Below are 19,216 nucleotides of genomic sequence, written 5' to 3'. Positions count from 1 at the left end.
CTCCTCGCGAGCGATGACCGCGCGCCGCGCCGCCCCCTCCGCCTCCGCGACAGCGGCTTGAAGCCGTTCCAGCTCGGCCCTCAGCTCCTCCGCCCGAGCCAACGCCACCCGCTCACGCCGCTCCGGCACCCCCAGCACCGACGCCATCCGCCACCTCCCAGCACGCCCCGCACCGACACGACGGCCGAGCCTGCCTAACGAGCGACGGCCACACACCTCACCTGGGATGATGACGTGCCGCAGGGCCTCGGCCTGCGGGCCGGGCCGGTAATCCGGCCCTTGGCGGAGGTGTTCGAGTAGCCGACAGGCGGCAGTTCCCGTGTCGCCCGGCCCCGGTCGCATGGCCGGGGCCGGGGCCGGGGACGAGGGCCTGGTTCAGTCGGCCCGGTAGCGGGAGGCGAGAGCGGGGCTCTGGCCGTCGAACGCGGCGAGGTCGGCCTGGAAGACGGCGTCGAGCAAGCCGGCGTCCTCGACGCCGGGGGCGCAGACGACCTCGCCGAGTTCGAGGCCGCGCAGGCCGGCGGTGACGACGTCCTCGGCGCTCATGCGAGGCACGACGCTCATGTCGAGGCCCTGGCGGGTGTGGAACTCGGTGGCGACCACGCCCGGGCACAGCACCTGGACCTGGACGCCGGTGTCCTCCAGCTCGGCGCTGAGAGTCTGCGACATGGCGACGAGGTGGGCCAGGCTGCCGGCGTAGACGGCGCGGCGGGGCATGACGGACTTGTCGGCGGGACCGCTGAAGGCGATCATCCCGGCCACGTTGATGATCTGTCCCTCGCCGCGTTCCTGCATGCCGGCGACGGCGGCGCGGGTGAGCATGGTCGGTGCGACGACCTTGACGTGGACGAGTTCGCGGGCCTTGTCGGCGGGCAGCTGGGCCAGCGGCATGTAGTGGGCGACTCCGGCGTTGTTGACGAGCATGGTCAGCGGCTCGGTGGCGCAGATGTCGGCGACGGTGTCGACGCCGATGTCGGTGGACAGGTCCGCGGCGACGGTGCGGACGGTGACCTCGGGGTGGGCGGTGGCGAACTCCTCCAGGCGGTCCTTGTCGCGGCCGACGATGATCAGGCCGTAGCCGTCGGCGGCGAGGCGTTCGGCGAAGGCCCTGCCAATGCCGGAGGTGGCGCCGGTGACGAGGGCGAGCTTGCTCATGGGAGTGTTTCCTTTCAGAGGGTGGCCGAAGCCGCCGGGGTGGGGTCCTGGCGGAGCCAGGCGTGTTCGGCGCGGTACTGCTCAGCGACGGCCTCGGGCCGGTCGTCGCCGAGGTGCTGATCGCCGACGGTGTAGCCCTTGCGGTTCAGGTACCAGGCCAGGAACCGGTAGGAGGGCCTGTAGCGGGCCAGCTCGTCCGGGTCGACGGTGAGCCGGGCGCCCGGTAGAACCGGGGCGAGGGTGTCCTTCTCGTAGACCGAGGTGATCGCGCCACTCGATGATCAGCGGCAGTTCGGCCCGGTGGTCGACGTTGTCGGGCCGCACCATGGTGTTCAGCAGGGACAGGGCCGCGCTGGCGGCGCTGCCCAGCTTCAGGACTTCCACCAGCCGGGCGGGGGCCAGCTCCAGCCGGGTGGCCAGTTCGACGATCTCGGTGATCGCGGCCTGGTTCATCATCAGCGCGTTGTTGAACAGCTTCGCCGTCTGACCCGCCCCGGCGTCACCGAGGTGCACCATATGGCCGGAGAACGAGCGGAACACCGGCGTGCGGCGTTCGGCCGCGGACTGCGGACCGCCGACCATCACGGTCAGCCGGCGCTCCTGCGCGGCCGGGCGGCCGCCGCTGACCGGCGCGTCCAGCACCTCGACGCCGCCCTTCGCGCACAGCTCGGTCAGACGGACGGCGTTGCCGGGCAGGCCGGTGCCATGGTTGACGACGATGGCGCCGGGACGAAGGGTTTCGAGCAGCTGATCGGCAAGCTTCAGGACGTCGTCGTCGGTGCCCACGCACAAGCAGACGATGTCGCAGGCGGCGGCCAGCTCACTGAGCGTTCGTGCCGCTGGTGGGGGACCTCGGCGAGGCCGTCCAGGGAGGTGGGGCGCCGGGCCCAGGCGTGCAGGGGAAGCCGGCGTCGGAGATCGCGGTAGCCATGGGCAGGCCCTGCGTCACCCAGCCCGATGAACCCCACGACGGGTCGTTCAGGGAATCGTGCTCGTGTCATGCCTCCACGGTCGGCGAGGACCCTGCTACCAGCCAGTAGACCGGTTTTCCTGGGAATGGCAGTACCAGGCTGGTCATCGACTCATTTGCCACAATCGACGGTATGGCGACCACAGAACTCGGCGCGGCCCTGCGCCACTGGCGCGATCACGTCCCGCCCCAGGCCGTCGGCCTGCCCGGCGGGGGTCGCCGGCGTGCCGCCGGGCTGCGCCGCGAGGAACTGTCCCAGCTGGCCGGCATCTCCGCCGACTACATCATCCGGCTGGAACAGGGACGCGCCACCAGCCCCTCACTCCAGATCGTAGAAGCCCTGGCCCGCGCCCTGCGGCTCACCCAGGACGAACGCGCCCACCTGTTCCGCCTGGCCGGACTCGCGCCGCCCGGGCCCGGCATGGTCCCGCGGCACATCACCCCCGGTGTCCACCGCATGCTGGACCGCCTGGCCGGCACACCCGTCGCCGTCTTCGACGCCGCCTGGAACCAACTGCTCGCCAACCCCCTCTACACGGCTCTCATGGGCGAATGGCAGGGCGACGACCTCAACGGCGTCTGGCGCAACTTCCTCAACCCCAACCACCGCGTGCGCCAGACACCCGAATCCAGGGGCGCCCTGCAGGCATCCCTCGTCGCCGACCTGCGCCGCACCGCCGCCCGCTACCCCGACGACGCAAACCTCAAGGCCCTCATCGCCGAACTGCGCCGCGGCAGCGCCCACTTCGAGACGCTGTGGGAGTCGGGCGCGGTCGGCGAGCACCAGGCCGCCCACAAGACCGTCGACCACCCCATTGTTGGCGCTCTGACCCTGGACTGCGACATCCTCAGCGTCACCGGCAGCGACCTGCGGATCATGGTCTACTCCGCCCAGCCCGGCACCGAGGACGCCGACCGGCTGGCGCTCCTGAACGTCATCGGGACGCAGTCCCTCCTCGGGTAAGAAGCGATCTACAAACCGAGGGATACGGCTGCTGCTCGAACTTCCGCGCGCATCAGCCTCGTTCGGGTGATCGCTCCGCAGCCGGCGCGTAAGAGAAGGGCCTCCTGCACAGTTCGGTGATGTCGAGTCATCGAATCATCAGGAGGCCCTGGTGTCCCACTCTCGCCATGCCCCGCGCCCAAGCCGCTCGATCCCACGGCAGCAGCCATCTCACCAGCAGACTGCACGGAAACCGGCGCATTCACCGGACCCTCCCCGGCCAGCACCGACACGTGCTCCTCACGCCCCACCCGGGCCCGCTCGACTCGCTCCCGTGCGGCATCCACCTCCGCCCGAGCCTGCTCCAGGTCCTCCGTCCAGGACTCCAGATCCCGCCTAGCCCGCGCCTCACGCTGTTACAAGAAACGCAACGCCATCGAGCGGCCCCTCAACAAGATGAAGACTTGGCGTGGCATCGTCGCCCACTACCGCCTCGGTCCGGCGACGGCGTAGGCCGCGCTGCCGACGACCGTGAGCACCAGGGCCGTCCAGGTGCCCGCTGCCGTGCCGGGAGGCAGCAGCATCCACATCGCCACCTCCATCGGCGCACTGGTCGGGGGCGGGGCGAAGAACGAGAACGAGAGCCAGGCGAACGGCAGCGTCCATGCGTACTGGCCGCCCGAGATCGCCGCGCCCAGGGCGACCAGTCCCATCAGGCCCGCGCTGTCCCGGATGACGAACGCGGTGGTGGCCATGGACGCGCCCATGGTCTGCACTGTCAGCAGCGCCGCGGCGACGACCGCGCCGGCGAGCAGCACGTGCGCCGTTCTGCGGGGTACCCAGCGGATCGCGGCCGTCCGGTCCAGCGCGAGGTCCTGCCCGCCGAGCCCGATCGAGAAGGCCATCGCCCCCGTGGCGAGGACGAGCACGGGCAGCCGTGGATCACCGGGGCCCGCGCCCTCGTCCCGGGCGAGTGCCCACACCGCTACCATGCCGATCACCACCGCGGCGAGCGACGCGGGTACCTGACGCGAGCGTGCGTACAGCGTCAGCCATCTCACCGGGACGCACCGCCGGACAGCACCTCGAACGGGTCGCCCTCGCAGGAGAGCGCGGCGGCGCGCATCGCGTTGATCCGCGAGAGCTGCTCGGACCGGGGAAGCGCCTTGAGTTTCTTCCACACCGGGCGGGTCTCGGATTCGACCTTGCTGCGCATACTTGCCGGCGTGCCGCGGAGCGGCTTGAGGTCCCCGAGGACCCAGCCCACCGCGATGGTCTGCGCGTATTCATCTCCCCCGAAGCCGCTCCAGCCGACAGGGGTGCACCCTTGCACCATGCCTTTGGCGATCAGGGCCCGGGTGAGCTCCTTGCCCTTCGCGGCGGCGACGATGTCGTCGTCGAAGTCGAGGAGCACGGTCTTGCGGGACCACTGCGGCGTGGAGCCCTGCGGCAGTACGGCGGTGTTCTCCCGGACCGAGACCGGCGCCTGATCACCCAGGGCACCGTGCAGCAGCCGCAGCGCCTCCTTACCGGGACCCGCGAGGTCCGCGAGTCGTGCCTGCTGCGTCTTCGTCACGCACACGGGGCCGTCGCACACCAGCTCCGCAGCGGCCTCGTCGACGACGTACATCCGGCGCGCGTCGGCGGGGAGGACGGGCAGGGCGATCGCCGCACCCGCCAGGACGGGCGTCAAGGCGGTCAGCCGGGCGCGCGGGGTCGCGGCGACGAGCAGCGCGAAGCCGGTCCCGGCCATGCCGAGCAGCCAGATCGTCTGCCCGACGTGCACGGAGGCGGAGAGTGTGACGAACGCCTCGCGCACCTCGTCCACCGTTGGTGACAGCAGCGAGACCCGGTTCGGCTCCGTGCTCGTGAACCCGTCCGCCGTGTCCGTCTCCGTCCGGCCCAGCGACATGTGCATGAGGGCTGTGAACACGAAGGCGCCCATGGCCAGCGCGGGCGGGGTGAGCGGGGACGGCAGGGCCCTCCCGGCGCCCATGCCCAGCACAGCCCCCGCGACGAGGAAGAGTGCCCCCACCAGCGAGATCGGCAGCCACCCGAAGTGCGTGTACTCGGTGTGGGCGAGCACCTGGACCCCACCCACGAGGACGAGGAGCGCGAAGGCCGAGGCCAGCGTGATCGCCGTCGCGCCCGCCAGGACGGCCGCGCGGTGCCGGGCAGGCCGCGGCGTGCTCGTCAGTAGCTCGGACATCTTCGAGCGGTGATCGCGCAGTCCCTGCAGCGCCCCGAGCCCCACGGCGAGCGGCCACAGGTAGAACAGCAGGGAGCGGGTCCACAGGGCCAGTGGTGTCCACTGGGCCGTCCACGCCGTGGTGCCACTCCACCAGGCGCCGTTCAGCAGGTACAGGAACGCCAGCGCCGGTACCAGGACCACGACGCCGGCCCACGGGGCGACCGAACGCCTCAACTCGATACGCAGGACGCGGACGTTCACCAAGTGCCCCTTTCTTGCTCGGGGTTGAGCAGCAGGGCCGAGTAGCCGCGCTCCAGCGGGCTGTCACCCACGTGTTCGGGGCCGCCCGCCGAGGCCAGCTCGTCCGGAGGGCCCTGGAAGACCAGCCGGCCCTCGGCGAAGAGCACCACGTCGGTGCAGGCGGCGGCGACGTCCTCCACCAGATGAGTCGAGACGAGCACGCAGGCGTCCGTACCCAGCTCCTGCAGCAGCTCGCGGAAGCGCAGCCGCTGTGCCGGGTCCAGGCCGACCGTCGGCTCGTCGAGCAGCAGGATCGCCGGGTCGTTGACGATGGCCTGGGCGATACCGACCCTGCGCACCATGCCGCCGGACAGGGCCTTCATCTTCTCGTCGGCGCGGTCCGCCAGACCCACCCGCTCCACTGCGCGCTGCACCGCGGTGGGGATGTCCGCTTTGGGCACCTCCTTCAGCCACGCCATGTACTCGACGAACTCGCGCACCGTGAAGCGCTTGTAGTAGCCGAACTCCTGCGGCAGATAGCCGATCCGGCGGCGTACCGCACGGTGCTCGCCCATGCCGCCCACGGACTCGCCGAGCAGCTCCAGGCTGCCCTCGGTGGGGCGCAGTACGGTGGCCAGCGTCCGGATGAGGGTGGTCTTGCCCGCCCCGTTCGGGCCGAGGAGTCCGTGGACGCCGGTGCCCAGCGACAGGTCGAGGCCGTCGACGGCCATCCGTTTCCTGCCGACCCTGACCTTCAGCCCGGTTGCCTGGATCTCCCAGGCGTAGGCCGTCGGTGCGATGTCGGCCGCGCTCACGGCGGACGTCATGTGGTGTTCCTTTCCCATGTTCTTTCCGATGGTCATCGATGAGCTCCCAGCACGGTGTACGCGCCTCTGCGGGCGATCACGACACCGATACCGATCGCGAGGATCAGCCCCCACGCGGGCAAACCGCCCGTCTGCAGAGCGAAGGTCGTACGGCTGGTGGCCAGGGTCGGCGCCACGACCACGGCGGCCCAGACAGTGGCCAGCACGACGGCTGCGCGGGTCACACCGACGACACCGCCGAGCGCCAGGGTCGTCGAGGTGAAGGCCAGACAGGGCAACAGCCACTGGGCCACCATCACCCCCGTCGCCCAACCGCCCAGCAGCAGCACGGGGACGACCACGGCAAGCACGGACGCGGTGCGTCGCAGCACCAGATAGAGCCCGGCCCTGGGCACCGAGGCCGTCAGTTCGTACGCAGGGTCCAGACCACGCGACCAGGACGCCGCGACGCCGAGCACGGGCAGGACCGGCGCGAACAACAGCACCAACGACACCTCGCCGGAGCCCGTGTCGGACAGATCGAGCAGCAGGGCCAGCAGCGTCACGCCCACGACCATGGCCAGCCACGGCACCATCGTCGGCGTCATCCACCTCGACAGCGGCGCCGGCCAGCGCCGTCGGCGCGCCATCGTTGCAGTGACCGCGAGTTGGGGTTCCAGGCCGGACCACACGGTGTCGACCAGCGACGCCACGGCGGGCACCCCGGCACCGACAGCGGCAGACAACCGGTCACGGCACACCCGGCACATCTCCAGATGCGCCTCCACGGCCCACACCTCGTCGGCGGAGAGGCCCGCGCCGCCGCGCACATACCCCTCGATGATCCGCTTCGATGCGTGTTCGATACTCATGCCAGCGCCCTCCGCATCTCGATACGGGCCCGGCGGGCACGGGTCTTGACCGTGCCTTCGGGCAGCCCGAGCAGCACCGCGGTCTCACGGACGGACAGCCCGTCGAGCACCATGGCCTGCAGTACCTGTCTCAACTCCGGCGCGAGGCACCTCAGTACGTCCCCGACATCACCGTCGACGGTTCCTGCGAGCGCCAACTCCTCGGCGGCGGGCGCCGCCTCGGGCACAGCCGCGGCCGGCGGCGGCTCCGCGTGGTGCGCCCTGCGCCGGAACGCGTCGACGAGGCGGCGCGCCGCGATCGTCCACAGCCAACCGGTGGCCGTCCCCCCGACCGCGGTCCCGGCGAACGCACCCGCCGCGCGCCAGACCGCCAAGTAGGTCTCCTGCATGACCTCCGCGACGATCTGCTCGTCCACACACCGGCGGCGCAGCCGCACCGCCATCCACGGCGACGTACGCCGGTACAACTCCTCGAACGCGGCACGGTCGCCCTTTGCCACCAGCCGGACGAGACGCTCCTCGTCCACCTCGTGCAGCGCTGCTCTGACTGATCTCACACCTGCTAGACGCCCGGCCCGGGCGACAGGTTTTCCCATTGCTATGATCCACGTCACACAGAGAGCCTTGCCGTCTCGGCCTTCGGGCGAGCTTGGTGGAACTGCCCGGCCTGGTCCTGGACATCGACGCCACCCTCGTCACCTGCCACTCCGAGAAAGAGCACGCCGCACCCACCTACAAACACGGCTTCGGCTATCACCCGCTGCTGTGCTTCCTGGACAACACCGGCGAGGCCCTGGCCGGCCTGCTGCGGCCAGGCAACGCCGCGGCCAACACCGCCGAAGACCACATCACCGTCCTGGATGCCGCGCTCGCCCAACTTCCCAACGCCCACCGTCATGGCACTGACATCCTCATCCGCGCCGACGGCGCCGGATCCGCCAAGACGTTCCTGGCCCACATCCGCGCCCCGCGCTCACGCGGGATACACGCCTCCTTCTCCGTCGGATGGTCCATCACCGAACCCGTCCGCCAAGCCATACGTCACCTGCCCGAGCGGGTCTGGCACCCCGCCCTCGAACAGGCCGCCTCCCTGCGGGACGGCGCCCAAGTCGCCGAACTGACCGGCCTGGTCGACCTGCCGGGCCTGCCCGACGACATCCGGATCATCGTCCGCCGCGAGCGCCCCCACCCCGGCGCCCAGCTCTCCTTGCTCGACCTGGACGAGGGCATGCGCCACCAGGTCTTCCTCACGGACACTCCCCACGGCCAGGGCTCCCTGCAACTGCTGGAGGCCCGCCACCGCGCCCACGCCCGCTGCGAGGACCGCGTCCGCTGCGGCAAGACCACCGGCTTCGGCCGCTTCCCCTCCCGCCACTTCGCCCTCAACGCCGCATGGCTGGAGCTGTCCCTCGTCGCCATCGACCTGCTCGCGTCGACCCAAACTCTCCTGCTTGAGGGCGAGTTGGCCACCGCCGAGCCGAAGAAGCTGCGCCACCGGCTACTACACGCAGCAGCCCGCATCACCCGCGGCGCACGCCGCTTGCACCTGCGGATCGCCGCCACCTGGCCATGGCGCCACGACCTGGCGAAGGCTTTCGCACGTCTCGCCACCCTGCCAAGACCAGTCACCTGACGTGCTGCTTTGTCCCTGACCGCCCGCTACCTGAGGAACCCTGGAGCACCCGACCCGAGCGTCGGGCTCCCACCGTCGCCCGCATCTCCTCGCGCAGCAGACTCGCCGCTCCCTTGCCGGAGCCTGCCGAGCCCTTGCGCAGCCTCATTGCCACGATCACCGGTGCGCAGGTGCCCGTCTTGACCGTGACGATCTGAAAGTGCAGGCCGCGCTGTTCGGTGTAGCCGAACGAGGCGCCCTGCTTGGCCGGGCCGTATACCTGCTTGACCTTGGAGTCGATGTCCACGAACACCAACTCGTCGGTCGTTGGCACGAACCCGGTGTGCAAGGCCAGGTTGCAGGTGAACTACCGTATGGGGGCTCCAGTTGGCGTACGTGTCCCCAGGTGAAGGCGCGCAGGAACGACCCCAGCGTGGACGGGGCGCGCACGCCGCCGAACAGCCGGGGCAGACCGCCGTGGCGCAGCACGTCCAGGTCGTCGATGCTGTCCGCCCCGGCCACCATGCCGCCCACGATCGACAGCGCCTTCGCGTCGGCGGCCGTCCCGGCGCCGTTGGCCGCGCCGGCGAGATTCACCTTCTGGGCCACCAGGGCTGGCAGACCGCACCGCTCGGCCAGTCGGATCGTGGGGACCGGCCCGGCATGCGCGATCAGATCGGGGTCGTCGAACGCGGCGAACAGCGTCGCCGGGCTGTGGGTGAACACCCGATCCCGACGTCCGTTCCGTTGCGTAGAACGGACGCTGCCGCCTGCCCCACTGAGGTTCCGTTTTCCGTTCAGCAGCCTGCTTGGTTTCGTCAGGGCCCGCCCGTGACTGGCCCACGCGGCAGCGGGATCTTCACGACTTCATGGTGCCGCGCGGCGAGGCAGCGGGCTTGGCGTCTTTGCCGTAGGTCAGGCGCCGCAGCAGGATCTCCGCGGGGCCGCGGTAGCGGGCTCGGCGCATCGCCTCGGCGAGGACGGCCGAGGACACCCACGTCGCCACGGCGACGGCAGCGGTCGCGATCAGGCTGAGGCGGGCGCCGAACCCGCCGGTGTACGGGGCGAAGACGGTCACGAAGACGACGGACTGGAGGAGATAGAAGGTCATCGAGCGCTGCCCCATGGCCTCGATCGCGGTCACGATCCGGCCCCGGCGCCGGCCGAACCGGATGGCGGCGAGCCCGATCAACGCGGCCCAGCCGAGCCCGCCCGCACAGCCCGTAGGAAGGTGCACGGCGCCGGCCAAGGAGGCGGCCCATGGCGGCGGATCGGTCCACATCCCTGCGGAGATCAGCCCCAGCGGCAGGCCGCCGAGGATGGAGACCCCGAGCCCGGCGGCCGTCACCTTGACCAACAACGCCCGATGCCGCAGCGGCTCGTCGAGGATCCGGTGCCGTGCCGCCCAGATCCCGAGCAGGACCGCGGGAAGGAAGGTGAGCACACCGCTGACCGTCTCTCCCGGCCACAGTTGCACGCGGGACAGGCTGACGAGCAGCGGGGTCAGTTCACCGGCGGGGGTGCCCAGGGTGTCGTACACACCGCCGGATCCCGCCGCGGTGTCCGCTGCCATCACGCCGCCCGCGATGGTGACCGGCACCGTGGACAGCCCCACGCCCCACAGCAGCGTTCGGTCACGTACGCGGAGCATCCCCACAAAGGTCAGGACGACCAGGCCGTAGACCGACATGATGTCGGCGACCCCTAGCAGTGCGACATGCAGGCCGCCGAGCACCACCAGCCAGAACGCCCGTCTGCGCAGCAAGGCGCGGCTCTCGCGCCAGTTGCCGCCTTCGGCCTGCCGCCGGTTGCACAGCTGGACCAGCCCGTAACCGAACAACAGGGCGAACAGCGGTCTGGCGCGGTTGTCCACAAACGTCCCCTGGAACAACGCGACGAGGTCGTCGAAGGGCGCGGGACCACCGGACGCATAGCGGAACAACGGGGCGTGGGCCAGCGCGATGAACAGCAGCATGAATCCGCGTGCGAGGTCGGGCGCGAGGGCGCGTTGCCCACCCGCGCGAAGCAGCCTGCCCTCCCCCGGGAGTGCGGACGAACCCCTCCCCGGCTCCGGAACGGGGGACGGCGGCGAGACAAGGTCCGGCATTGCGGAGGACTTCCGGGGGGTCGGATCAGCGGCGGGCATGACGCGCCTCCTGTACGGCGAGCGTGCCGCCGAGAAGGGCGGCGGCGAGGGATGCCCAGAGCACCGGCGAGGGGCCGGCGAGCGCATCGCCGTCCCGGAGGGCACCCATGAAGTCGACGGCCGGCAGGTTGTTGGCGATGAAGTACCAGACGCCGAGGTAGAGGACCTGGAACCAGCGGCCGCTGCGGGTCAGTGCGCCGAGGAAGAGGGCGAGTGCGGGCAGGAACAGCGCCCCGCCCAGCCAGGCCGCCACGCCAGCACCATCCCCGTCGAGCGCCATCCGGACGAGCGGCCCCGCGCCGGTCATGGCGGCGATCAGTACCCCGCCGAGCCACTCGGCCAGCAGCCGGCCGCGGAACGCCGGGGCGCTGCAGGTCAGTTCGTCCACGCCGTGCTCGCGGGCGTGTACGCCGAGCCGGGCCCAGAGCAGCACCGGCCAGAGCCAGGCGAACAACAGCACCATCGGTGTCGCGCCGGACGGCGCGGCGAGACCCGCGACGGTCAGCGCCGCCGCGCCCGTCCACCACCAGCGCGACTGCCCCTTGAGGTGCAGGCGCAGCCCGCCCAGCGCCAGCCGCACGAACGGCGGGCCGGCCGCCACCGGGGTCAGTGCCCGAGGGTTCCGGGTGAAGGTCCCGGCCGCTTCGGGGAGGCTTTCGGCCGGTTCGAGGCGATCGGCCGAGGGACGTTCCCGGGTCCGCTCCGGGGCGAGGCGCGCGAACCACAGGGCGGGCAGCAGTGTCAGCACCACCCCGGTCACGATGTAAATCAGCTGGTGAGCGGCGAGGGAAACGTCCGTGCCCAGGCCCGAGTAGGTGAAGGTGTGCAGCGCGTCCTGGGTGGTGAGCCCCACTGAGACGTCCCCTGCGGCTTCCGGGTGCTGGGCGGCCAGGTCGTGCTGCAGCCCTGCGGTGACGGCGTCGAAGCCGTACGAGGGCAGCGCGAAGTACAGCGCGGGGCAGACGAAGAACCAGGCGAGGTTGCCCAGGCCGCCGCGCAGCGCACGCACGCTGTCGAACAGCACCGCCGCCCCCGCCGCGATGCACAGCACCGGTGCGCACAGCACCAGGAACGGCCACCACCAGCCGAAGGGGTCCACGGCCTGCGACTCCCCGCGCAGGAACTGCATGGCCGGCACGGTGACCGCCAGCGCCCCCGTCATGGTCAGCAGCACGGCCAGGTTGCTCACGAACTTGCCCAGCAGATAGCCGCTGGTACGCAGCGGGGTGGCGGCCAGGAGCTGCCCGACGCCGCTGGACAGATCGCGCCCGATGCTCGTGTTGGTGACGTAGAAGCCGAAGAAAGGCAGCCACACGCTGCCCACGAGTGCCACCACGGCGCCGACATAGGCCGGGGTGTAGGTGCCGCGGAAGTCTCCGACCTTGACCATGCCGTACTCGGCTGCGCCGGGCGGTACGGCCAGATAGCCCAGGGCGACGGCGGCGAGCACCGTCACCAGGAACGCCGGGCGGCGGGCACGGTCACGGAAGTCTGCGAGCGCCACCGCGTGGACGGCGCCGCCCGGGACGGTCGTGCTCACTGCAGAGCTCCCTCGGTGCGTACGCCGTGGTGCACGGCATGCAGGAAGGCATCCTCCAGGTCCGGCTGGACCAGTTCGGCGTGCGGCGCCGGGCGGGTGGGGCTGACGATGCGGACGCGTACGCCCTGCGGGGTGCGGACGGTGCGGGTGACCGGGCCCCACTGCCGGGCGGCCGGCACGTCCTGGGCGCGGACGGTGGTCTCCCACACCACGCCTTCGGCGGCGGCCAGCAGCGCTTGCGGGGCGCCACGGGTGCCCAGCCGACCGCCGGCGAGGAGGACGATCTCGTCGGCCGCGGCCTCCACATCGGAGACGATGTGTGTGGACAGCAGCACGATCCGGTCCTGCGCCAGGTCCCCGAGAAGGTTGCGGAACCGCATCCGCTCCTCCGGGTCGAGACCCACCGTCGGCTCGTCCACGAGGAGCAGCCGCGGGTCGTTCAGCAGTGCCTGTGCGATGCCGACCCGCTGCCGCATGCCGCCGGAGAACGTGCCCAGCGGGCGGTTGCCGGCGTCGGCGAGATTCACCAGCTCCAGCAGTTCCTCGATGCGTGCCTTGGCCGACTTCACGCCGATGCCTTTCGCGGCCGCCAGATAGCGCAGAAATTCCGTGGCGCTGAGATTCGGGTAGACCCCGAAGTTCTGCGGCAGGTATCCGAGGACCTTTCGGAGCTCGTTCGGACGGGAGACAATGTCGGTTCCGTTCCACTTCACGGTGCCCGCAGTGGGCTTGGCGATCGTGGCGAGCACCCGCATCAGCGTCGACTTCCCGGCGCCGTTCGGGCCGAGTAGTCCCGTGACCCCCGGGCCGATGCGCAGGGTGACCTCGCGGAGTGCGTGTTTATCCCGGAAGCTCTTGCTCAACCGATCGATTTCCAGATGCACGGTGTTTTCTCCCGTTTTTCTGCTCCTGCTGCGGACCCTGCCCAGGGAAGCAGCCGGGTTCCTTCTCCCGCAGTGGGTGCAGGGTGAGACTTCGGGTAGGGCTGGCAATACCCCGTAACGGGGGCCGGCCATATCCCGGAGCGTGCCGCCGCGCTGTTACGTTTCCCCCGTGCCGCCGACCTCCCCGCCCACCGCGCTGTCCGCCCTGCTCACGCGCCGCTTTCTGCTCACCGTCTGGCCGTGGCGCTCTCTGGCGTACGCACTCACGTCCGCGATTGTCGCGCTCGGCACCGCGCTCGCGCTGGCCGTGGTCTTCTCCCCGCTGATCCTCCTGGTCGGCCGGATCGCCACCGGCACCGGAAGGATCCCGCTCTACCAGGTGCTGGTGCACGTGCTGCTGGGAGTGCTGCTGATCACCGGGGCCGCGCTGTGGCCGGCTCCGCCGCTGGCCGCCCTGGAGCGGCGCAGGCTCGCACTGATCGACGCCCGGCCGGTCCGCAGGGTGTCCCGCCGGCCCGACGGCCCGGGCCTGTGGCAGCACCTGCGCACGCGCGCCACCGATCCGGCCACATGGCGCTCCTTCGGCTACGCACTGCTGCTCGGCACCGTCGGCCCCCTGCTTTACGGGGCCGCCGCCCTGGCTGTCGTTCTGCTGCTGGTGATGCTTGCCTCCCCGTACCTGCTGGGGCAGGACGCCGGAGAGGTCTCGATGGGCTTCGTCCGCATCGCCACCCGCGGGCAGGCCGTGCCCTACGCAGTGACGGCGGCACTGCTGCTTCCGCTGGTGCCGTACGTGGTCACCGCCGTCGCCGGGCTCCACGGGGCGGTTGCCCGGGCCCTGCTGCACGAGGGGGAGCAGGAAGAGCTGCGCGGCCGGCTCACCGAGGTCGCGCAGTCCCGGGCCCGTCTCGTCGACGCCTTCGAGGCGGAGCGCCGCCGCATCGAGCGCGATCTGCACGACGGCGCCCAGGCCCAGCTCCTCAACCTCACCCTCAAGCTCGGCATGGCCCGGCTCGACCTGCCGCCCGGCTCGGCGGCCGCACGCAGCGTCGGCGAGGCCCACGAACAGGCCAAGGAGCTCATGGCCGAGCTCCGGCAGATCATCCGGGGCATCCACCCGAGGGTGCTGACCGACCGCGGTCTGACCGACGCGCTGTGGGCGCTGACCGACGAGTCCCCGGTAGCCGTCACCGTCCACGCCGACCTCCCCGAACGGCTTCCCCAGCACATCGAAGTCACCGCTTATTTCACCGCCATCGAGACCCTCAACAACATTGCCAAGCACGCCGAGGCCACCCGGGCGGACATCACCGTGGAACTCCGCGGCGGCGTCCTCTGCGTGGATATCGAGGACGACGGGAAAGGCGGTGCCCGGCCGTCCGAAGGCAGCGGGCTGACCGGCCTTGCCGACCGGGTGGCAGCGGTCGATGGCAAACTCCTGCTGTCCAGCCCGGCGGGCGGTCCAACCCGCATCCGAGTGGAGCTCCCGTGCCCGCAGAAGTGACCCCGGGGGCGCTCCCGGAGATCCGTGTTGTCATCGCCGAGGACGGCGCCCTGCTCAGGGAAGGGCTCGCGGCGGTGCTCGGCCGGTTCGGGTTCCGCGTGGCCGCCGCCGTCGGCACCGCCGAGGAGCTGCCTGCGGCGGTCGCCGAGCACGCTCCCGACCTCGTCCTGACCGATATCCGCATGCCTCCCGGATTCACCGACGAGGGCCTCCGCGCCGCCGTCGCCCTGCGCGACGAGCATCCCGGCCTCCCGGTCGTCGTGCTCAGCCAGTACGTGGAACTCAGCTACGCCGACGAACTGCTGGCCTCCGGCGGCGGCCGCAGCGTGGGCTATCTGCTGAAGGACCGCGTAGTCGACGTCGAGGAGTTCGCCGCCGGCCTGCGTACCGTCGTCAGTGGCGGCACCGTCGTCGACCCGACCGTGGTCCGCCAGATCCTGCGCCGCCACCGCGACCCGCTCAACCGGCTGTCCCCGCGCGAGCGCGAAGTCCTCGCCCACATCGCAGAAGGGCACTCCAATACCGCGATCGCCCACCGCCTGACCGTCAGCGAGGCCGCCGTCGGCAAGCACATCGGCAGCATCCTCGCCAAGCTCGACCTGTCGCCGGACGACGACACGAACCGCCGCGTGCTGGCGGTTCTGACGTACCTGCGCAGGACCGGGTGACCTGGCGGGCAGGAGCCGGCGCCACCGTCCGCTAACGGTGACGTCGTGGCACCGGAAGCAAAGGCTCGATCCGCGCCCACCGCACGTCAGTCAACGGCACACCCGGACAAACGAGCAGATGACGCGGAGGGAGCGACTACATGCGGCCGGTGCCATAGGCCCTGCCGGCAGCTGTCCACCAGGACACCAGCCGGGCAGCCATCGCTTCCTGCTGGTCGGGTTCGTTCTTGGTGTACTCCTCGGCGAGTTGCTCGATGAGGAGCTTGCTGAGGCCGTAGGTGTTGCGGCCGAGGCGCGGGGGAGTTCTCATCCAGGGGCAAGTAGGTGATGGCGTGGTCGAAGGGGACGCCGAGGACGGTCTCGCTGGAGGCGAGGACGATGTCGTGCAGTCCGAGGCGGCGGCAGGCTTCGAAGACGTCGTAGGCGGCCGTGACGTTGTTGGTGAAGGTCTCGGCGTTGCTGAACATGCGGGGGTGGGGGACGGCGGCGAGGTGGACGACGACGTCGAAGGCGTGGTCGGTGGTGTCGCCGAGGATGTCCCAGCCGATGGAGCCGAGGGCGTCGAAGGCCTGCCCGTAGTCGGTGAGGTCGGCGACGATCGATTGGCAGGGGCGGTGCCCCTGTGGTGGTCCCCGGTCAGTGTGTGTCGGCCGTGGTGGGACCGCATCTGTCCGGGGCCCGGCCGGGCCCCGGACAGATGCGGCCGGGTGGCGGACCGCTACTGCTGGGCGGGGAAGTCCGCGCTGCGGGTGAGGTCCTCCCACGCGGTGAACTCGGCGCGCAGCTCGTCGAGCTTTTCCAGTGCCATGTCGTAGGCGGGGCTGCCGAGCAGGAGCCGGCGGGGCGGATTGCCAGCGGTGACCGCCGTGTAGATCGCTACTGCGGCGCGGGCCGGGTCGCCGGGCTCGCCCCCGGTGTTCTCACGGAAGGAGGCGCGCGCGGCGCCCGCCGTGGCGGCGTAGTCGGCGATCACACGCTCGGGCAGGGTCTCGTTCGCGGAGCGCCCGGCCCAGTCGGTGCGGAACGGGCCGGGCTCGGCCAGCAGCACCCTGATACCGAGCGGCTCGACCTCCTGCCACAGGGCCTCGGAGAGCCCTTCGACGGCGAACTTGGTGGCGTTGTAGTAGCCGACGGCCGGGAAGGAACGCAGGCCGCCGATGGAGGAGAAGTTGACGATGGTGCCGCTGCGGCGGGCGCGCATCCCGGGCAGCACCGCCCGGGTCATCGCGGACAGGCCGAAGACGTTGATCTCGAACATGCGGCGGATCTCGTCGTCGGTGCTCTCCTCCACCGCGGCGAAGTAGCCGATGCCCGCGTTGTTGACCAGCACGTCGATACCGCCGAAACGGCCCTCGGCCGCAGTGACAGCGGCCTGGATCTGGGCGGGGTCGGTGACGTCCAGCGCCAGACCCAGAGCCCGGCCGGGCGCGACGTCGACCAGGTCCTCGACCTGCTCGGGACGACGGGCGGTGACGACGGCCCGGTCTCCGCGAGCCAGCACGGTAGCGGCCAGCTGGCGGCCGAAGCCCGTGGAGCAGCCGGTGATCAGCCAAGTGGTCATGAAACGAAGTCCTTGCATCGGAAACGATCTCGGAAGACGGCACCTGAACCGCCCCGGCGGGGCTGGGATCGCGACGGTCCGCTACAGGCCGCCACAGGGCCCGTGCTGTGCCCCGTCGACCGGGTGCCTCTTCCACCAGACCATTGCGGGCCCGGCTGCCGGCCTGCGATCGCTGGGCTGCTTCGACCCCGGGACGCCTCTTCCTAGGACGCAGCGACCCACCCACCGCGATCGCGACGCCCCCGCCGGGGCAGGAGGATGGAGTCATGGCCGGCAACGTGGACCTCACCCAGTTCCTGCGCCGCTGCCGGGACCGCATCGACCCCGAGTCGCTCGGTCTCCCGCACAGCGGCGCCTACCGCCGCGTGCCGGGCCTGCGCCGCGAGGAGGTCGCCCAGCTCGCCGGGGTGAGCACCGACTACTACACCCGCCTGGAACAGGGCCGCAGCATCACCCCGTCCGACAACGTCCTGGACGCCATCGCTGAGGCGCTACGCCTGGACGACGCCGAGCGGGCGCACCTGCACGACCTCGTCAAGGCCCGGCCCGGCCGCCCCGCCCGGCGTGCCGCGCCCGCCGTGCAGCGCGCCCGCCCCGGCATGCTGCGGTTCCTGGATTCCTTCCGCGACCACGCCGCCTTCATCTTGGGCAGGCGCGGCGACGTCCTGGCCACGAACCACCTGTGCCGCGCCCTGATCGCCGACTTCGACGCGATGCCCTACCGAGAGCGCAACCTCACCCGCTGGATCGTCCTGGCTCCCGAGGCCCGCGAGCTGTACGCGGACTGGGAACGGATCGCGGCGGAGATGACCGCGATCCTGCGTCTGGACGCCGGCCGGCATCCGGACGACGCCCGCACCGCCGAACTGGTCGGCGAGCTGACCATGAAGAGCGAGCACTTCCGCCGCTGGTGGGACGACCACCGTGTCCTCACCCGCACCCACGGCCAGAAACGCTTCAACCACCCCCTCGTCGGCGAGCTCACCATCGACTACCAGGCGCTGACCCCGCCCGGCGAGGACGACCAGACCCTCTTCCTCTACATGCCCGCCGGCGACCGCACCTCCCAGGAAGCCTGGCGCCTGCTCGCCGACTGGAACACCCCCGCGCCCGACCGCGGCCCCCGACCAGCCGACGACACTCCTTCCCCTTCCCCTTCCGCCTCCGACGACAGGAGCAGCCTGTGAGCACCCCCTCCACCCGCCCCCTGGCGCTGGTCACCGGAGCCTCCAACGGCATCGGCTACGAGATCGCCCGCCTGTGCGCCACCAACGGCTTCGACCTCGTCGCCACCGGCCGCAGCGCAAAGATCGACGAGGCCGCCGAGCAGTTCACCCGCGACGGCGCCCACGTCACAGCAGTCCGCGCCGACCTCGCCGATGCCGACGGAGTCGAGACCGTGTGGACGGCCGTGGAGAAGACCGGCCGCCCTCTGGCCGCCGCGGTGCTCAACGCCGGACGCAGCATCGGCGGAGCCTTCCTCGACACCGACCTGGACGACGAACTCTCCCTGATCTCCCTCAACGTCACCTCCGTCGTCCACCTCGCCAAGCGCGTGGCCCGGCACATGGCCGCCAACGGCGACGGGAAGATCCTCATCACGTCGTCGCTGTCCGCGACGCTGCCCACCCCGTACGAAACCGTCTACGGGCCCTCCCGCGCCTTCACCCGCATGTTCGCCCTGGGGCTGCGCGAAGAACTCAAAGAACACGGCGTCACCGTCACCACGCTCATGCCCGGCGCCACCGACAGCGACTTTCACGCCCGCGCGGGCATGAACAACACCGCCTTCGGCACCGGCGCGAAGAAGAACAGCCGCAAGGAAGTCGCCCGCCAGGGCTTCGTCGCCATGATGGAAGGCCGCGCCGAGATCGTCGGTGGCGACGCCGCCACCAAACGCACCGCCATCGAACACCGCTTCCTGCCCGAGACGTACAAGGCCGCCCGCCACGCCACCAAGGCCAAGCCTCGCCCGCAGCACTGAGCATCCTCAGTGCGTTGTGGCAAACCGGCTGTTGTCCGAGCGGCAGCGGGTGATCATCTGGATGAAGGTTCGGACGTGGTCGCCGGCATGAGCAAGAGGTCGTCTCATTTGGCGTGTTGGGTAGTCTGCGCTGTGTGGTG

Annotated in this window: 18 protein-coding genes and 2 pseudogenes; 6 read left to right on the top strand and 14 right to left on the bottom strand. The window is 71.0% G+C overall.

Going from position 1 to position 19,216, the window contains the following annotated elements; genetic code table 11:
- Positions 1-375: 375 nt before the first annotated feature.
- Both AC27LF_RS22010 and AC27LF_RS22005 read right to left on the bottom strand, forming a co-directional pair.
- Positions 376-1,155 (bottom strand): SDR family NAD(P)-dependent oxidoreductase, encoded by a 780-nt coding sequence (locus tag AC27LF_RS22010; protein ID WP_479662818.1) that lies wholly within the window; start codon positions 1,153-1,155, stop codon positions 376-378.
- 81 nt (positions 1,156-1,236) lie between these two features.
- Positions 1,237-1,941, bottom strand: a complete 705-nt coding sequence (locus AC27LF_RS22005) for an NAD(P)-dependent oxidoreductase (RefSeq protein WP_479662817.1) — start codon at positions 1,939-1,941, stop codon at positions 1,237-1,239.
- Between the two features lie 317 nt (positions 1,942-2,258).
- On the opposite strand from AC27LF_RS22005, the gene AC27LF_RS22000 reads away from it, so the two are divergent.
- The gene (locus tag AC27LF_RS22000) at positions 2,259-3,089 is read left to right on the top strand and encodes a helix-turn-helix transcriptional regulator (RefSeq protein ID WP_479662816.1); all 831 of its coding nucleotides are present in this window, start codon (positions 2,259-2,261) and stop codon (positions 3,087-3,089) included.
- A gap of 464 nt (positions 3,090-3,553) precedes the next feature.
- Here AC27LF_RS22000 and AC27LF_RS21995 read toward each other — a convergent pair whose 3' ends face one another.
- From AC27LF_RS21995 to AC27LF_RS21975, 5 genes are read right to left on the bottom strand one after another with little or no spacing between them, the layout of a single operon-like run.
- On the bottom strand, positions 3,554-4,129 hold the full coding sequence (locus tag AC27LF_RS21995) for a hypothetical protein (protein ID WP_479662815.1): 576 nt from the start codon (positions 4,127-4,129) through the stop codon (positions 3,554-3,556).
- On the bottom strand, positions 4,126-5,520 hold the full coding sequence (locus AC27LF_RS21990; protein ID WP_479662814.1) for a hypothetical protein: 1,395 nt from the start codon (positions 5,518-5,520) through the stop codon (positions 4,126-4,128). Before AC27LF_RS21990 ends, AC27LF_RS21995 begins: the two co-directional genes overlap by 4 nt.
- Positions 5,517-6,326 (bottom strand): ABC transporter ATP-binding protein, encoded by an 810-nt coding sequence (locus tag AC27LF_RS21985; protein WP_479662813.1) that lies wholly within the window; start codon positions 6,324-6,326, stop codon positions 5,517-5,519. The genes AC27LF_RS21990 and AC27LF_RS21985 overlap by 4 nt, the downstream gene beginning before the upstream one ends.
- A gap of 32 nt (positions 6,327-6,358) precedes the next feature.
- Entirely contained in the window at positions 6,359-7,177 is an 819-nt protein-coding gene (locus AC27LF_RS21980; RefSeq protein ID WP_479662812.1) for a zf-HC2 domain-containing protein, read from the bottom strand.
- Positions 7,174-7,677, bottom strand: a complete 504-nt coding sequence (locus AC27LF_RS21975; protein WP_479662965.1) for an RNA polymerase sigma factor — start codon at positions 7,675-7,677, stop codon at positions 7,174-7,176. The genes AC27LF_RS21980 and AC27LF_RS21975 overlap by 4 nt, the downstream gene beginning before the upstream one ends.
- Before the next feature lie 164 nt (positions 7,678-7,841).
- Between AC27LF_RS21975 and AC27LF_RS21970 the strand changes: the two are divergent.
- Positions 7,842-8,810, top strand: a pseudogene (locus tag AC27LF_RS21970) (IS1380 family transposase); the annotation flags it as partial.
- On the opposite strand, the gene AC27LF_RS21965 reads toward AC27LF_RS21970, so the two are convergent.
- The 4 genes from AC27LF_RS21965 to AC27LF_RS21950 all read right to left on the bottom strand — a co-directional run bounded on the left by AC27LF_RS21965 (position 8,803) and on the right by AC27LF_RS21950 (position 13,359).
- Positions 8,803-9,123 carry a hypothetical protein gene (locus tag AC27LF_RS21965; protein WP_479662811.1) on the bottom strand — a complete coding sequence of 107 codons (321 nt, stop codon included), beginning with the start codon at positions 9,121-9,123 and terminating at the stop codon, positions 8,803-8,805. The pseudogene AC27LF_RS21970 and the gene AC27LF_RS21965 overlap by 8 nt on opposite strands.
- Positions 9,124-9,648: 525 nt before the next feature.
- Positions 9,649-10,764 (bottom strand): DUF418 domain-containing protein, encoded by a 1,116-nt coding sequence (locus AC27LF_RS21960; protein WP_479662810.1) that lies wholly within the window; start codon positions 10,762-10,764, stop codon positions 9,649-9,651.
- A 157-nt stretch (positions 10,765-10,921) separates the two neighbouring features.
- A complete protein-coding gene (locus AC27LF_RS21955; protein ID WP_479662809.1) occupies positions 10,922-12,475 on the bottom strand; it encodes an ABC transporter permease in 1,554 nt (517 codons plus the stop codon).
- The gene (locus tag AC27LF_RS21950) at positions 12,472-13,359 is read right to left on the bottom strand and encodes an ABC transporter ATP-binding protein (protein WP_479662808.1); all 888 of its coding nucleotides are present in this window, start codon (positions 13,357-13,359) and stop codon (positions 12,472-12,474) included. The genes AC27LF_RS21955 and AC27LF_RS21950 overlap by 4 nt, the downstream gene beginning before the upstream one ends.
- Positions 13,360-13,528: 169 nt before the next feature.
- On the opposite strand from AC27LF_RS21950, the gene AC27LF_RS21945 reads away from it, so the two are divergent.
- Complete coding sequence (locus tag AC27LF_RS21945; RefSeq protein ID WP_479662807.1) at positions 13,529-14,863, top strand: sensor histidine kinase; 1,335 nt, start codon at positions 13,529-13,531, stop codon at positions 14,861-14,863.
- Entirely contained in the window at positions 14,848-15,531 is a 684-nt protein-coding gene (locus tag AC27LF_RS21940) for a response regulator transcription factor (protein WP_479662806.1), read from the top strand. Before AC27LF_RS21945 ends, AC27LF_RS21940 begins: the two co-directional genes overlap by 16 nt.
- A gap of 136 nt (positions 15,532-15,667) precedes the next feature.
- Here AC27LF_RS21940 and AC27LF_RS21935 read toward each other — a convergent pair whose 3' ends face one another.
- The 3 genes and pseudogenes from AC27LF_RS21935 to AC27LF_RS21925 all read right to left on the bottom strand — a co-directional run bounded on the left by AC27LF_RS21935 (position 15,668) and on the right by AC27LF_RS21925 (position 17,092).
- Positions 15,668-15,841 carry a hypothetical protein gene (locus AC27LF_RS21935; RefSeq protein WP_479662970.1) on the bottom strand — a complete coding sequence of 58 codons (174 nt, stop codon included), beginning with the start codon at positions 15,839-15,841 and terminating at the stop codon, positions 15,668-15,670.
- Positions 15,842-15,887: 46 nt separating this feature from the next.
- A pseudogene (locus AC27LF_RS21930) lies at positions 15,888-15,998 on the bottom strand (hypothetical protein); the annotation flags it as partial.
- Between the two features lie 251 nt (positions 15,999-16,249).
- On the bottom strand, positions 16,250-17,092 hold the full coding sequence (locus tag AC27LF_RS21925) for an oxidoreductase (RefSeq protein WP_479662805.1): 843 nt from the start codon (positions 17,090-17,092) through the stop codon (positions 16,250-16,252).
- Between the two features lie 266 nt (positions 17,093-17,358).
- Here AC27LF_RS21925 and AC27LF_RS21920 point away from each other — a divergent pair, with 266 nt between their 5' ends.
- Both AC27LF_RS21920 and AC27LF_RS21915 read left to right on the top strand, forming a co-directional pair.
- Positions 17,359-18,279 (top strand): helix-turn-helix transcriptional regulator, encoded by a 921-nt coding sequence (locus AC27LF_RS21920; RefSeq protein ID WP_479662804.1) that lies wholly within the window; start codon positions 17,359-17,361, stop codon positions 18,277-18,279.
- Complete coding sequence (locus AC27LF_RS21915) at positions 18,276-19,076, top strand: SDR family NAD(P)-dependent oxidoreductase (protein ID WP_479662803.1); 801 nt, start codon at positions 18,276-18,278, stop codon at positions 19,074-19,076. The genes AC27LF_RS21920 and AC27LF_RS21915 overlap by 4 nt, the downstream gene beginning before the upstream one ends.
- Positions 19,077-19,216: the final 140 nt, after the last annotated feature.

This window comes from Streptomyces diversicolor (assembly GCF_057537855.1).
The sequence above is the reverse complement of the archived record's forward strand: the minus strand, read 5'-3'. Positions and strand labels throughout refer to the sequence as shown.